The sequence below is a fragment of the Algoriphagus sp. genome, assembly GCF_013373065.1.
In the GTDB taxonomy this organism is placed as follows: domain Bacteria; phylum Bacteroidota; class Bacteroidia; order Cytophagales; family Cyclobacteriaceae; genus Algoriphagus.
In genome coordinates, this window is the sequence record NZ_JABXIN010000006.1 from 34820 (window position 1) to 51564 (window position 16745).

The 16745-nt window shown below is 38.9% G+C and carries 9 protein-coding genes; 5 read left to right on the plus strand and 4 right to left on the minus strand.

Going from position 1 to position 16745, the window contains the following annotated elements:
- Nucleotides 1-11 precede the first annotated feature (11 nt).
- Nucleotides 12-1652, plus strand: coding sequence for a carboxylesterase family protein (locus tag HWE15_RS05180; protein WP_290506444.1), 1641 nt, complete (start codon nt 12-14; stop codon nt 1650-1652).
- A gap of 31 nt (nt 1653-1683) precedes the next feature.
- Here HWE15_RS05180 and HWE15_RS05185 read toward each other — a convergent pair whose 3' ends face one another.
- Nucleotides 1684-3945: a helix-turn-helix domain-containing protein gene (locus HWE15_RS05185; protein ID WP_290506445.1), complete on the minus strand. Its 2262-nt coding sequence runs from the start codon at nt 3943-3945 to the stop codon at nt 1684-1686.
- A gap of 94 nt (nt 3946-4039) precedes the next feature.
- Nucleotides 4040-5665 (minus strand): DUF748 domain-containing protein, encoded by a 1626-nt coding sequence (locus tag HWE15_RS05190; RefSeq protein ID WP_290506446.1) that lies wholly within the window; start codon nt 5663-5665, stop codon nt 4040-4042.
- Between the two features lie 49 nt (nt 5666-5714).
- Between HWE15_RS05190 and HWE15_RS05195 the strand changes: the two genes are divergently transcribed.
- From HWE15_RS05195 to HWE15_RS05210, 4 genes are all read left to right on the plus strand, one after another.
- Complete coding sequence (locus HWE15_RS05195) at nt 5715-6521, plus strand: endonuclease/exonuclease/phosphatase family protein (protein ID WP_290506447.1); 807 nt, start codon at nt 5715-5717, stop codon at nt 6519-6521.
- Entirely contained in the window at nt 6521-7369 is an 849-nt protein-coding gene (locus tag HWE15_RS05200; RefSeq protein WP_290506448.1) for a DUF1080 domain-containing protein, read from the plus strand. The genes HWE15_RS05195 and HWE15_RS05200 overlap by 1 nt, the downstream gene beginning before the upstream one ends.
- A 182-nt stretch (nt 7370-7551) precedes the next feature.
- The gene (locus HWE15_RS05205; RefSeq protein ID WP_290506449.1) at nt 7552-9750 is read left to right on the plus strand and encodes a carotenoid oxygenase family protein; all 2199 of its coding nucleotides are present in this window, start codon (nt 7552-7554) and stop codon (nt 9748-9750) included.
- The gene (locus HWE15_RS05210) at nt 9751-14889 is read left to right on the plus strand and encodes an adenylate/guanylate cyclase domain-containing protein (RefSeq protein ID WP_290506450.1); all 5139 of its coding nucleotides are present in this window, start codon (nt 9751-9753) and stop codon (nt 14887-14889) included.
- On the opposite strand, the gene HWE15_RS05215 is transcribed toward HWE15_RS05210, so the two are convergent.
- Nucleotides 14886-16298: a Gfo/Idh/MocA family oxidoreductase gene (locus HWE15_RS05215; RefSeq protein WP_290506451.1), complete on the minus strand. Its 1413-nt coding sequence runs from the start codon at nt 16296-16298 to the stop codon at nt 14886-14888. The genes HWE15_RS05210 and HWE15_RS05215 overlap by 4 nt on opposite strands.
- Nucleotides 16299-16437: 139 nt before the next feature.
- Nucleotides 16438-16635, minus strand: coding sequence for a DUF2892 domain-containing protein (locus HWE15_RS05220; RefSeq protein ID WP_367203796.1), 198 nt, complete (start codon nt 16633-16635; stop codon nt 16438-16440).
- Nucleotides 16636-16745: the final 110 nt, after the last annotated feature.

Here is a 16745-nt window from a genome sequence, read left to right on the forward strand (position 1 = left end):
TAAAAACTAAGATGAAAAAACCAATCTTGGTGTTTTTATTCGCGCTTTCGCAAATGACACTTCAAGCTCAAGATTTTAGCGTAAAAAACAATGGATTTCCTGTGAAACGAAGCATTCAGAATGGAGTAATAGAAGGCATTTATGATACGCAAACAGGTATTCAAAAATATTTTGGAATTCCTTATGCGCAACCGCCTTTAGGACCATTGCGATGGAAAGCACCAGTCCCCCCAAAAGATTGGGACGGGGTAAAAGAAACCAAAAGTTTTGGTCCTAGAGCAATCCAAGCTCCTGTTTTTGGAGATATGAATTTTAGATCTGATGGAATAAGCGAAGACTGCCTGTATTTAAATGTTTGGTCACCAGCGAAGCAAAATGAAAAGAACTTACCTGTACTCGTTTATTTCTACGGAGGAGGATTTGTAGCTGGAGATGGCAGCGAGCCTCGATATGATGGAGAAAGCATGGCCCAAAAAGGGATCGTTGTAGTAACTGTTAATTACCGCTTAGAACTTTTTGGTTTCTTTTCCCATCCTGAATTGTCAGCCGAAACTACCTACAAAGGATCAGGGAATTACGGATTAATGGATCAAAATCTTGCCTTGCAGTGGGTGAAAAACAACATCCAAGCTTTTGGAGGAGACCCCAATAAAGTCACCATTGCAGGAGAGTCAGCAGGTTCCATTTCCGTCAGTTACCAAATGGCCTCTCCCCTTTCCAAAAATCTAATTGCTAGAGCTATTGGCGAAAGTGGGGCTGGAATAAACCCAACTCTTGCTCCCGTTCCACTTCAGGATGCCGAACAAATCGGGAAAGAATTTGCGGAAGCTGCAGGCATTCCTTCTATTGAAGAAATGCGGAAGCTTTCCACTCAAGAGCTTTATGAAATTTATCAAGCTTCGGGACGCTTTGGATTCCCTGTTGTCATTGACGGATATTTCCTACCAAAGACACTTCCTGAAATATTTGAAGCGAAGGAACAAGCGCAAGTTCCGCTTTTGGCTGGATGGAATTCTGCTGAAATTCCCGGTATGGCTTTTATGCAAGGAAAACCCTACACTCCTGAAAATTTCATCGAAAAAGTAAAAGAAACCTATCCGGAAAAATGGGAGGAAGTTTTAGCATTACACCCACATGCCACTACAGAGGAAGTGGAGCAATCAGCTACTGATTTGGCATCCGACCGTTTTATCGCCTATAGTACATGGAAATGGTTGGACCTTCATTCAAAAAATTCCAATCAACCTGTCTATCGATACCTCTATAGTAAACATCGTCCTCCCTTACGAGATTCTAATCTCATGTCAGGGCTTGCTGGTGGAACGATGGAGCGAAATGGACAAGAACCTCCAAAGGCAATAGGTGCCCCCCATGCTTGTGAAATTGAATATGCCATGGGAAATCTGCATTTAGTGCATGACTATGCTTGGGAGAAAGAGGATTATCAAGTTTCAGAAGTTTTTCAAAACTATTTTGCCAATTTCATTAAAACAGGAAATCCAAATGGAGAAAACCTTCCGAATTGGGAAGCAATAGAAAAAGGATCTTCTAATCCTGCTTATCTAATTATTGATACCAAAACCAAACTGGAAAAATCGAAAGTTGAATTGCGATATCAATTTCATGATAAGTTTTATGGAAACCAACCATAAATGAATAAGGAGCTTTTCAGCTCCTTTTTTTTTATGTATTTCTGTTTCCGGCAAAAACCATCTTCAGCGTTCCATAGTCATATTTCCCTTTAAAATGCTCCCGGAGTTCCTTAATTCCTGAATATTTCTCTGCACTCCCCAAAATCTCAAGAATCACCTCACTGGGCAAGCAGTCCTCCAAATCAATCCTGCCTGCAGCAATACCTTCTGCTAGGTGCGACTTAATCGTGGATTCTGCGAGACCTCGAAGTAAGGAAATTTCAGAAATGGATTTCCCCGATTCAAAAAGCTGCAAAGTGCTTTCCAAGGAGTCTCCTTTCTGTCTTTTCGGGCTTGGGACTCCAACCTTTTTTCGCCCAGTCTTAGACTTAATTTCTTGAAGGATTTCGGTTGCATCAATCTTCGCAAAGTCAAAAAATTGACGTCTAAGTTGCAAAAGACCTTTATCCACAGATCCCATTTTTGAAGAAATTTGGCCTGTAAACAACTCTTCCAATAAAACCTTAACTTTTTTGATTTGGGAGATTTTTCGAAATGTAAGTTGCTCGAGGGATTCCAATCCTTGAAGGTATTTCTTGGTTTTTGAAAAGTTGGAAACCAATGTCATCTGTTTGATGAGGCGTTTCCATATTTCCAAAAGAAAATTTTCATAATAATCCGAGCCCTTTTGTATTCGATCAAAAAAAGCCTCTCGGTCATTTTTTTGCAAGAGCTGTAAAAGTTGATTTTGGAAACGGCTAGAATTCACCAATTCAGATTGAATTTGGTCTTTAATCCAAGGAATGGCGCCTTTCATGCTTTCTTCTTCAAACTCTAAACTAGATTCCTGATCCTTTTGGAAACTTCTTAATTCCTTCATAAAAGCTCCAAAGTCGAAGGTATCTTGAATCACCTTTTGAAGATATCTACCCCTGTGAAAATCAAGCAATTCTTTAAATCTCTTTTGGCCTTTTGCCGAAACCGAAAAATCAACAACTGCTTTATCCGAAAACAAAAGTTGGGATTGAATCCGACTTCGTAAATGCAAACCAGCCAGGCTTTTCAACCTACTCAAGGCTACATAGACTTGTCCGGGAGCAAATGCCTCGCCCACATCGATAATCGCTTTCTCAAAGGTCAATCCCTGACTTTTATGAACAGTAACTGCCCAAGCCAACTTGATTGGAAAATGACAAAAAGTTCCAACCACCTCTTCATCCAGTTCGTTGGTCTGCGGATTTACTACATATTTCTTATTTTCCCATATTTCTTTCCGAAGTCTGAACTCTCCACGATCTCCATCCATTTTAACAGAAACCGAATCCTCATCTAAGGAAGTAACTGTAGCCAGTTTTCCATTGAAATACAATCCCATCCCGGAACTGTCATTTTTTATAAACATGATCCGGGCTCCCACTCGAAGTTCCAGTCTTTCAGGAATCGGATACAAAGATTCTGTGAAATCCCCCCAAATCTCAGCGAGATAGAACCAGGAGGGTTCTGCAAGATTTTGAAGTTCCCGCTGGTTGATCTGATGTGCTTTGTAATTATGGGTTGTGATTGTAATACAATCCGAAACAGAAGCTAATTCTTCCTGACTTTTATAATGTTGGTTGAGAAGTTGAATATCTGCTGAGGTAACTTGATTATCCCTAAGATGATTTAGGACCTGAATAAATTCCTCATCACTTTGTCTAAAAATCTTATCCAATTCCAAATAAACCAATCCAGATTGTTGTAGGGCTTTAGCTTCAAAAAAATGCATGGAAGCATAGAACTTTCGCAAAACTTCCCATTCCTGGTCTTTAACTATCGGAGGTAATTGATATAGATCTCCAATCAGTAAAACCTGTACTCCGCCAAAAGGATCTTGAAAATTTCCTTTGACACTTTTCAACCGGAAATCAACCGCATCTAAGACATCCGCGCGGAGCATACTCACTTCATCGATCACCAATAAATCCAATGCTCGAAGCACATCCTTACGAACCAAATTCAGGGGATGTTTTCTGGCCAAAGTACTTTGGGTGAAGAACCCATATTGATCAGAAAAGGAAAATTCTGAATCTCTCACAGGCAAAAAACTTCCCAAAGGCAATAAAAACTGAGAGTGAATCGTGACCCCTTTTGCATGCAAAGCCGCAATTCCAGTGGGGGCTACCACTATGTAATTTTTATAGGTATGTTCTGCCAATTCCCTCAAAAAAGTGGTTTTTCCCGTGCCTGCTTTTCCGGTAAGAAAAATTGGAGCTGCAGTTTGATTAATGAAATTTGCTGCCAGCTTTAATTTATCTGTAGAAAAATCCTCATTCATAGATTTCAAAGAAAATGTAGATAAAAATACAATCCCAATTTAATCCGATCTGATTTGCATTAGATAAGCTATATAAAAGCTGAATTCTCCGGCTTTACCCTTTCTTTTTCGACTTTTTATTTTCAGGATTTTTCAAAAACATTCGGCCAACTTCTGAAGGCATGATCTCCGTAATTCCAGTTTTACTGGTTTCCCAGATAAAATTAAATGGCCCTCGATAAACATTTCGAGATGATTGAAACCTGGCTTTTCTATAGCTTTTTTGATTGGGAAGATTTGTTTTCCGAAGAGCAGCATTACCGGCAAAGGAGGCTAATTTGTTAACATTTTGCGAATCTCCCTTCTGCTCTATTTCGATGTGAAAATCTTCAAAATCAAAAGTCAACTCATTTTGGGCTGAATACTCATTTGCATTCATTTGCAATTCCAAACGATGTAATTTTCCAGATTTGATTCTCACTCCGGCTAATTCTTCTGTAATGGAATTAAGAGATGTCAAATCCATTGGAGAGAGAGACATGTTTAAATGAAATGATTCTTGCTTATAAGGTACTGCAATTACAGCATTCAAGGGAGTATGCCCCATGAAATCGCTTTGAAGAGAAATCTTCATTTCTCGATCTTTACGCAAAGAATCAACCGTGACAAAACCCTCAATCTGAGCATTTAAATTATCAAAGCGAATCAATCCAGGCTTTTCTTTACCATTTCCTATTTCTTGGTAGTCGAAGCGACTATTCTTTAAAATCACTGTATCGAGATCTAATGGAAAAGGAATACTCTCCAACAATCCTAAAAACAGTTTTTTGGGAGATTCGAAAGGCCTTGGTTTATTTTTATTTCGTAAATCAACCATTACCAAGCTATCTAAAGTCAACTTATTGGCAATGGCAGACCATTTTCCATAAAGATCACTTCCTGCATCTATTCCTTCAAGACTGATCCTTTTTAAATCAAAATTGATCAAATCTTCCTGATGAATGGATTGTTTTGAAGCCGTCACTAAATCCTCTGAAGTGTAGAAGGAAATGTCCTCCACATTTATCAATTGTCCCAATAAATCAAGGGTGATGGCCCTGATTTTAACAACCTTTCCTTCGTTCAATTCTAAGTGGAGATTTTTTAGGCTACTTTTTATCTCCTCCAATTCAAAAGGAATAATATGCCTCAAGATTTTTTTATCCGTTTGAATTCCACTTGCCTGAATCGTCAAGTCTGTAAATCCTCCAATTCTTTTTGTATGTTCTCCTTCTAAAAAGAGCTCCGCAGTTCCGTTTATTACTTTCAGGTTTTTTATTTCTCCCCTGCTAATGATATCCTCAAAAAACTTTTGAAAAGCATGCGATCCTTTTTTGCTCTCTGATTTCTCATTGGTCAAGGTTAGGCGAAATGCTGGTTTTTGCAGAATTAACTCATCAATAATTACCTGTTTATCAGTCAGAAAATCCCAGATATGGAGATTGTTTAAAATCATTTTCTCCAAACTTCCACTAAACGAATTTGATTCGTCTTTTTTCAGAGGAATAATCATGATCCGTTCAAGTTCCACCTTTTGGCTGAGCAGATTTACAGATAAGTCTTCAAACTTAAGATCATAGGACCGATTGGAATTGGTATTAATTTGATTTTGAATCAATTCTCCTATCATCGAAGACAAATACAGGATTGTCGCCATGATTAGGAGAAATAAAAAAGCCAAACCAAAAAGAATTTTTTTCATGGTTATAATTTAATCAGATATTTAAGAATTAAAGACATTCCGTTTCAAGATGAACCAAGCACTGAGTCACATAACTTTACCATTTATTCTTTTTCTCTTTTTTGGAATTACCTTACCGTCCATGGCCCAAGAAAGCACGCTTCGAATTTTATCCTACAATATCTATCATGGAGAAAACCCAAATGTCCCCGGGGAACCCAATTTGGATTCGATTGCGCAGCTCATTATCGAAATAAATCCAGATGTGGTGGCACTTCAAGAAGTCGATAGCATGACTGAACGAACGGCAAGAATTTATGGTAAAAAGCTCAATCTAATTGAGGAATTAGCTAAGAAAACAGGGTTAGAAGGGTATTTTTCGAAAGCCATGGATTATTCTGAAGGAGGCTATGGAGAAGGATTGCTAGTTAAAAAATCAGACGAATTTCTCAGTCAGAAATTGCCAATACCAGCTGGTGGTGAACCACGAGCTGCGGCTTGGGCTTTGTCCGATTTTGAAGGTAAATCCATTTGGATTGGAGGGACTCATCTCTGCCACCAGTTTCAAGAAAATAGAATTGCTCAAGTCCAAGCTCTTCAAAAGTTCGCATTGGAAAAATCTCATCCAATTATTTGGTTAGGCGATCTTAATTTCAGCCCTGAAGATAAGGAGTACAAATACATAAACGCTGCTTTCTTGGATGCTGCATTCATGAGCCAGGACAATTCACCCACCTACCAATCAACACCCCATGAAGGACGAATTGATTATGTTTGGTATACCGGTGATGACTTTGAGTTGATCCATTATGAAGTTATTCCTGTTTTTTACTCAGATCATTTCCCGGTTTTGGTCGAATTAAAATTGAAAAATTGATGAAAAATCTTTTCTCGCTAATCTTCCTCTTTGTTATTTCATTTTCCTGCACAAACCCAATCCAAGAGGAAGAATTGGTTTGGCGACAATTATTCAATGGAAAAGATCTTGACGAATGGGACATCAAAATAAAGAGCCACGATCTAAATGAAAATTTTGCCAATACCTTTCGGGTTGAAAATGGATTAATGAGTGTTCGATACGATGGATATGAGGCCTTCAATCAACAGTATGGCCATATTTTTTATAAAGAACCTTTCTCCTATTACCTTCTTCAAGTAGAATACCGCTTCATAGGTGAGCAGGCCCCGGGAGGGGAAGGTTGGGCCTGGAGAAATAGTGGGGCCATGCTACATTCCCAAGATCCCAAAACCATGCTTCAAGATCAGGACTTCCCAATTTCAATCGAAGGGCAGTTTTTGGGAGGAAATGGAAAAGACGAACGGAGTACCTCCAATTTATGCACTCCAGGTACAAATGTAGTTTTAGCTGATACTCTTTTTACTCCTCACTGCATTAATTCAAAATCAAAGACTTATCACGGAGATCAATGGGTTCAAGCGAATTTCATCGTTTTGGGAGGAGAAGAAGTTTATCATCTCATAGAACGAGACACGGTTTTCAGCTACTCCAAACCTCAAATTGGAGGAGGGATGGTTAATCCCGTAGATTCATTGGTAAAACTGGATGGAAAAATTTTGGAATCAGGATACATTGCTTTACAAAGCGAAAGTCATCCAATTGATTTCAGAAAAGTGGATCTTATAGACCTTGCCCCCTTCAAAAATGATCGGGAAAAATTGAATGAATTAGTCCATCGGGCATTATCAACAGAACCTATAAACTGATCCTACTTTTTAATACTTTTTTAGTAAATTCTAATTTGCGGTTATATTTTTCAAAGAATTGGGAGGCACATTTTAGAAAATTTGTTTTTACTGATTGAAAAGTTTTATCCCAAAAATTTCAATTTACCCAAAAATTAGCCTAGATTTTACTAGAATTTTTCTTGACACTAGCCTGATTATTAATGATTTTCAAAAAACTTTGGAAGGCTTTCCTTCGAATTTTTGGTAAGGAAGCATCCGTCACCTCCCATCCCCCCTCCCACGAGCCTCTGCTCAAAACTTCTAACAAGGAGATCCGGGGTACCTTAAAAGTTATAGAAGGCACACTTCCGACAGATATTTATGGGGTGTTCAATGTTTCACTTCCGGTAGGATCAGTTAATTCTGAAGGTTTACCTTTTCCAGAAAAAACCAAATACGGAAAACATAATGCTGAATATGGTTCTCCGATTATGAATGGAGATGGGATGGTCATTCAGGTGGACTTCAACCAGCCTGAACCAGCCATTCAAACGAAAATCATGAAAACTCCCTGTTACTATGCCGATTTGGCAACCAAGCAGGGAACACCTCACCATGGCTTAATGGGATTTCACAATATGGGAATTACCCGAATGAGTATGGTCTTCGGGGCAAGAAATGAACTGAATACCGCAACCCAGCCAGTAAAATTCAAAGGTCAAAAAAATGGAAGCTTAATGGCTACCTATGATGTGGGGCGTCCTTACCTTTTGGATTCTGAGTCATTGGAATTGGTCACACCAATGGGTAAATGCAGTGAATGGATGACTGCCGAACCTCCAATGGTTCCATGGCCCTTTGGGATTGTTCAAACATCAGCTCATCCTATTTTTGACCCAATTACACAGGAAGTTTTTACAGTCAACTATTCAAGAGACAAAGGCTCCTTCACCCATTTAGAACAGACGCTTCACCATATAAAGCATAACAGAGACTCCTTTAAGGAAAAACTTGAAAAATTGGCACATGAACTTGTTGACCATGAAGACGATAAACATGTGCATCATCAAGTCACAAACTTTTTTCAGGAATTGAATACCCATGTTGAAGGACATCCACATGATCCTGATAATCCTAAAGGAGATGTTTTTATGTATTTATTGGCTTGGAATGGGGATGGGCCCGTTGTCCATTGGGATCTTGAGGATCAATTTGGAGATAAACTTGCCATCTATGAATGCATGCATCAAATGGGTGTCACCGAGGATTTTATCATATTATCTGATTGTTCCTTCAAGTTTGCTCTGGATTTATTGTTTGACAACCCTTTTCCGGAAAGTAAAGTAATCGAGCGTTTAATCAGGCGATTGGGAACTGTAAAAATGGAACCTTTTACTACGGTCTATTTAGTAAAACGAGCAGATTTAGACCCTAAAAAAGAAAAAGTAACAGCTTATCGGCTTGAAAGCCCAATCCCTCTTGAAACGATTCATTACAGTTGTGACTACGCAAATCCAGATGGGATTATTACCCTTTATGGAGTACACAATGCCGCAACCTGTATAGCAGAATGGGTGCGAACATTTGATAAAAGAGCCTTAGACAAAAAGCCGGTTGACCCTGACTATTATTCACTTTTTGCAGTAGGAAGCATGGATATTAGCCGATTGGGAAAATGGAAAATTGATTCAAAATCACTTAAGGTTATAGAAGAGGAAAGCCAAGTCTATGAAGACCCTGGCAAATACAAAGAAGAGCATCTAGGCCCCAATACATGGACCATTGTCTTGTATACCTATCGAGATATTCTTTCTTCTGAAAAAGTAGTTCCAACCATCAAACAATTATGGTATGTAAGTGATGGAACAGACCCAAATCTATTAACTGAATTTGTGTATAAGTTGTACAAAAAATACCCACATCGTAAGCTTTCCTTAGATGAAATCAAAGATGCTACAAGAAGGGAGCTACCATTTAGCATTACACGGGTGAATTTAGAAACCATGCAACCTGAGGATTATTACCAATGTGATAAAAAAACCTACATACGAGGAATACATTTCATCCCTAAGAAATCCCCCACCCCATCTGTTCCTGAAGAGTTGGATGGATATCTTTTCTGCCCTGCTCAAGTGGGACATCAACAAGCAGATGGGGATTGGAAATATACTAGCGAATTTTGGGTTTTTGATGCCACATCTATTTCAAATGGACCGATCTGTAAATTGACTAATGAGGATGTCAAGTTTGCCTTTACCTTGCATACTTCCTGGATGCCAGCAAGTGGCCCCTCTGATCAAACTTTCAAAATTTCAACACGAGATGATTATCAGGAAGTAATCGATAACATTGGAATTAAAGCTGATCAAAAATTCCTGACAGAATTCTTTGAAGAAAATATTTACCCTCATTTCCAGTAAATGATAAGAGAAATTGGCGAAATCCATTCCCTAAAGTTGCTTTATGAAAGTAAGCGCAGCAAGCTCTTCACAGGAAGTAATGAAGGGGGTGAAAATGTATTGATTAAAGAAGACCTTACCGGGGATTTGGGGCGATTACATAATGAAGCCATGATCTCCAATCGGTCACCTCATGCCGGATTTAATCCCCAGGTGATTCTGTACAATAGTCGCGTGGTGATGGTTCGGGAATTTTTGAAAGGAAATTCTCTTAATGAGATTATTGACAAAAAACCGCTTTCCATTGATCGATTCCTTCATTTTGCAATCAAAATATGTCATCAATTACAGGAGATCCATACAACAGGAACACTGCATAATGACCTAAACCCAAGAAATATTATCATCGATGAGGAAGGCGATTCTGTGAGATTAATTGATTTTGAGTTTGGAACGTCCATTCAAAATCTTGAATTACAATTTGAACCATTAAGTACGATTTCCGGGACGATCGAATACATTTCCCCTGAACAAACGGGAAGGATGAATCGAAAGCTGGATCAGCGGAGCGATTATTATTCCCTAGGGGCTACTTTTTATGAAATGCTAACTGGACAACCTCCATTCGAAGGAGAGGATGTTTTAGCGATTATTCATTGTCATTTGGCCATTCAGCCAATTCCACCAAGTAAATTAAATCCGGAAGTTCCTCAGTTTATTGATAAAATTGTCCTGAAGCTTTTGGCAAAAAATGCTGAAGAGCGCTATCAATCCATCCCTGGTTTATTAGCTGACTTGAATCTTTGTCAGCATCAACTGAAAAAGGATGGCTCAATTAAGGATGCTCATCCTGGCTTAACGGATATCGCTTCCAAGCTTCATATCAGTCAGCATTTATACGGTAGAGATCAAGAAGTTGGGACTTTAAAAGCTCGCTTTGCCGATGCATGTCTTGGTAAAAAAATTCTCATGACAATCGGCGGCTTCAGTGGAGTGGGAAAAAGTGTCCTTTGCCAGGAACTCTACAAGGAAGTTTCAGTACAAAATGGCCTTTTCCTTTCAGGAGCATTTGACGTATTAGACCGTCAGACGCCCTACTTAGCCTTCATAAAAGCCTTCCGACAATTTGCCGAATGGTTGATGGTCGAATCTCAAGAAGTCCAACAGTATTGGGCTAAAAAGCTAAACAGGGATTTAAAGGGACTTGGGCAAATCATCGTAGACATGGCGCCGAAACTGCGATATATCCTCCCTCCGCAGCCCGAATTAGTCAGCCTCACAGGTTTCGAAAATCAACAACGGATTCAATTCACCATCAATGCCTTCCTTCAAAGTTTGGCTTCAGAAGACACACCGTTGGTGCTTTTTCTTGATGACTACCAATGGGCCAACGATGCCTCGATTGAATTGCTAAAGAGCTTATTCAATAACTATAATTTGACTCACTTGATGGTGTTGGTTGCCTATCGTGATAATGAAACCCCTGAGTTTCATCCTTTTTCCCAAGCCATTCGAACCATCAAATCAAATAATCTGGATGAGAACCATCTATTAATTGAAGAAATTCACCTGCAGCCTTTAAGTGAGCAGCATGTCGGAGTTTTGATTTCAGACACCTTGAAGTTGGAATCTTTGGAGGTTGCTGAATTGACAGAATTGATCTATTCCAAAACGAAAGGGAATCCATTTTCTATTAATAAGTTTCTGGAATCTTTGTACAAAAACAAACTCTTGGAGTTTGACTATACCAAAAACAAATGGACTTGGAGCATTAAGAAAATCCAATCGCAAAACTTGAGCGATGATATCGTTGAATTACTACTTCTTCGAATTCGAGAATTGCCGGAAAACGCCCTACAAGTCATTAAGGCAGCTTCCGTTTTTGGGATAGAATTTTCCTTGAATCAATTAGCCATTATTACGGGAAAACCTACAACAGAAATCCATTCATTCCTTTGGCCTTTAATTCAAGAAGGATCACTGATCCCCCTCGGAAACGACTATAAATTCATTCCGGAATATTACAGCGAAACCAATCGAGATATTCACTTTCGTTTTGCTCATGCCAGAATACAGCAAGCTGTTTATGCTTTGTTAGAATCTTCAGAGAAGTCTCAATTTCATTTTGAGGTAGGTCAAATTTACCTTCAAAAGTTAAGTGAACAGGAAATAGCAGAACGGCCAATTGAAATTGCCTTGCACTATTCTTTGGGCTATGATGAAATAGTAAAATCAACAAATAAAGAGGAAATCGGATGGCTTCTTCTAAAAGCAGGTAAAAAATCAGCTGAATCGGCCTCCTTTGAAGGAGCATTAAATTTCACTGAAATTGCTTTTGAACTCCTTGGAAAGAAACTGGATAAAGCTGAGAAATTTCAACTTCTCCTTGAAGGATTGGAATACTCCTATCTTTTGAAGGATACAGCAAAACAGGAAAAATTTGAAAAGTTAGCCTTTGGAGAAGCTGAATCCCTAGTGGATCGCGTTTTGGTTAATGAGGTAATTGTTAGATGTCTCGGCTTTGCGAATTTACCAAAGAAAGCGGTTGACATTGCCCAAAAAGCCTTAGAAGAGGTCGGGATTTCTATACCAGATAAAGCCACAAAACTACAGATCATGTACCACGCTATCATGATCCAAGTATTGATCCCGAGAAAGAAATTACTGACTATCAAAGATATCACTGAGACTGAAGACCCCTTGGCTTTAGCCACTTTCAAACTATTGCTAGCGGCACTTTCTTCCTACTTTTTCGTCAACATTTCGACCTACCCTATTTTGATTTTTCAAATGTTAAAACTGACTATCAAAAAAGGGATGGCACCTGAGTCGGTTGTTGGAATTGCTTCCTATGGATTAATCCTTACAACGGCGCTGAAAAAACCAGCTGATGGATATGAGGTTGTCAACAATTCGATGGAATTATTGAATAAGCCGGATCGAATGAAATATGCAGCCACCATCAATATGATGTATGTTTCATTTACATCCCATATCAAAAACAATATCGTTGACAGCATACCGCTTACATACGAAGGATATCTTAAAGGTCTCGAGTATGGGAATATGGAATATGCTTGCTGGAATTTGTTTTTCAGTACTGCAATTAAATTCCATGTAGGCACTGATTATAAAGCTCAACTTGAAGAGGCCAAAGAAACTGAAAAATTTTCCATTCAATATAATTTTTCAAATCAAGCTGCGATTACGCAAGTGATTGAGAAATGTCTAACTGTCCATCTTTCAGATCAGAAAGACATTGAGAAAGAATTAAAAGGTCTACCAAAAAAGCTAGAAGAAAATTATAAAACTGCTGTAAAAGAATCCAACCACATTTATCTTCTTTCATACTTTGGCTATATCGGCGCAACCCATTTGTTCTTCGGAAAATACAGTGATGCCTTCGAGTATTATGAAAACCTCCCTCTTCATATCAAGGATCAGCCGAATTCATTTTTCATTAATTATTACAAAATAAATCGAGCCATCAATGCGGTCTTTTTGATGAATCAAATTCGAGAAGAAAAATTCCGCGGAGTAAACCTGAAAGAAATTGTTAGCGAAACGATTTCAGAGCTTAAATACCTTTCAAAATTAAACCCCATCTCCTATGGTCCTTATATGTCCTTATTAAAGGCAGGAATGGACTACCAATCTCACCAAAAATTGGATGTAGAGACCATGGAGAATAGTATTTCCCAACTTAAGGAATTACAACACCCTAGATATTATATCCTCTTTGCCGAACTCCTGAGTATTCTATTCAAATATGAAAAAAATCCTCGCCATGAATTTTGGAGAAATCAGGCAGCTTCCGAATCACGAAAAATTGGTGTAGAAGCTAAATCAATTCGATTGCTACAGGAAGAAGATGAAGAAAATGATGAGCCATTGACCAAAAAACCCATAAAAAGGGGATCTATTTCTTCCAGTGAAATTGGTCAAATTGATACCAAAACCTTGGTTAAAACCATGGAAGCGCTTGTCAGTGAAATCAAGCTTGAGGCTTTGCTGGAAAAACTTATTACCTACGCAATGGAAAACACCGGAGCCCAAGAAGGTCATTTTCTTATCAACCGGGAGGGAAAATGGATTTTAGAGGTTTCGACAATTGCCAATCATCAATTGCATACTCACTTTCCAAAGGTAGAACTTGATAAAACAGAAGAAGTAAGTGCGTCCATCATAAATTATTCAAAGGCCAGTAAGGAACCGCTATTAATCGAGGACGCATTGTTATCGCAGCCATTTGATACGGATCCTATTGTGCGTGAAAAATCGCTTAGATCCGTATTGTGCATTCCATTTATTAATCAATCAAAGATTTCAGGGATTATTTATCTGACACATTCCCTAAATAAAAATGCCTTTTCAAAAGAACAGATTTCATTGATGAGATTAATGGCAGCTCAAATCGGCGGTGTTATCGAAAATGCCCTTCTCTATGAAAACATGGAAAGGCTAGTAACTGAGAGAACAAGAGAACTTGAAGAAGAAAAACGAAAAAGTGATGCCCTATTGCTCAATATTCTTCCGAAGGAAATAGCCTCAGAGCTGATTCAAACTGGAAAAGCTTCAGCGCGACTGTATGAGAAAGTTTCGGTGATGTTTGTGGATATAAAAGATTTTACCCGGATCGCTCAGCGGATGAATCCAGATGAGTTGGTTCAAAATCTACAGGTGTTCTTTACAAAGTTTGATGAAATCATGGACAAGTATGGAATCGAAAAAATAAAAACTATTGGAGATGCCTACATGGCTGCCGGTGGCATTCCAAGTCCAACTGATGACCATGCCTTCCAAATCACCAAGGCTGCACAGGAAATCCTTAGTTTTTCGGATGAATTCAATGAAAAAAGTGCCTTGGAAAACAAGCCTATTTTTAATGTTAGGATTGGAATACATATCGGCCCAGTAGTAGCAGGGGTTGTAGGACATCGAAAATTTGCCTACGATATCTGGGGAGATACAGTAAATATTGCCTCACGGATGGAAAGCAATTCGGAAACAGGAAAAATCAATGTGTCCGAAGATTTTTTCAAAGAAATAAAAGACGAATATAGCTGCGAATTCCGGGGTGAAATCGATGTGAAAAATAAAGGGATGATGAATATGTATTTTATTCAACATCCCAAAAACAAAGAACATATCGAAACTTAAACCCGTACGTTGGTAGTTCCTCCTCCCGCTAATGTAATCGGAACAGGTTGGTTAGTTTTCCAACTTCCTCCTGTAAAATCAGGCACATCAATAGAGTTGGATCGGTTGGCTACTGACCATTCGCTCAATGGACTAATACAACTCCACAAGGCCGCGTCATATACATCCTGATCCAACGGAAGTCCATTTCTCAAACAATCAATCAAGCGCCAGTCCATCATAAAATCCATTCCTCCATGCCCTCCGATTTGCTTGGCTAATTCCCCCACTTTCTGAACAATTTCAGGAGTATATTTTTTTTCAAGTTCTTTCATCTCCTCTTCTTTCATCCAACTGTGTCCCTTTGCCACTCTGGCTTGCGGATATTTCTGAGCATATCCTTCTGTGCCACTTACCACATGTAGTCGGCTATAAGGTCGTGGAGAAGTCACGTCATGTTGAATCATGATTGATTTACCCAGTTTAGTCTTCACCACAGTTGTATTCATATTTCCTCGATAAGATTTGGAAGCAAATTCTGTCCAAAAAATATCTTGCTCGGCTAATTCCTCAGCCTTTTTCTTCATTTGAAAATCATGAGAACTTAGGGAGGTCAAGTAATCCATTTGGTCCCCTCTGTTCACATTGAGTATTTGGCAAATGGGTCCCAAACCATGGGTGGGATACAAATTTCCATTTCGATAATTTTCCCGAAGTCGCCACATGTTTTGATACCCCGTATCCTTATCAAAATTCAACCAAAGCAAATCGTGGATATAAGCACCTTCTACATGAACAACATCTCCAAAAAACCCCTCGCGGGCCATTCTTAAAGTCATCAATTCAAAAAAATCATAACAGCAATTCTCTAACTGCATGCAGTGTTTTTTGGTGCGTTCGGAAGTCTCAACCAATTGCCAGCATTCATCCAATGTACGGGCTGCAGGTACTTCTACAGCAGCATGCTTTCCAGCCTCCATAGCATAAACAGCCATAGGAGTATGCCATTCCCAAGGAGTCGCGATGTATATTAAATCTAAATCAGGTCGCTCACACATTTTTTTCCAAGCATAGGTGCTCCCCGAGTAAAGTTCTGGCTGATGAACGGTGCCTGCTAGGGATTGCTTTGCTTTCTCAGCTCGTTCCGGAAGAAGGTCACATAAAGCTTTTATTTCTACACCTTCAATTTTACTCAAACGATCCACTGCTCCTGGGCCACGCATTCCCAAGCCAACAATTCCAACTTTAACTGTATCTAATTTTGGTGCAGCATACCCACACATGTTAAACAATTGCTCTCGATTATTTCCATATTGAGCTTCCCATGGTAAGGTAGAGGTAGAGCTTGCTGAGGCACTTCCTATTCCAAAAAGCCCCATCCCAGCTACACTAGCGGATTTTAAAAACTCCCTTCTTCGGTTGGATTTCATAGATATTTGGATTGGTTTTGAGGTATAGTTAAGAAAAAAAGCGTAAAAGTCTAAATGCTATTTGACTAAAGACCAAAACAAAAAAACCGGAGATTACTTATCTCCGGCCTTTCCCAAAACTATTACGCATTATCTAAGTCTATTCGCCTGTACGCTTACAAGTATTTAATCCAAAAGGAGAGTAAAGTGGACAAAAACCCACTAAACTGGTTAGGGTGAAAACAACTCCTACTATTAGTGCAATAATTCCAATTGTTCCAACTAGTACTTCTGAGAAGTATAAGCTGATTAAAATTGCCGCAACGACAAGCCGAATGGCTCTGTCCGTATTTCCCATGTTTTTTTTCATGACGTTTCGGATTAAATAATTGAGTATACAGGTCAAATTGACTTACTAAAAATCCTCAATTTTCTAAATTGATTCCATGACAAATGTCACAGAGTAAA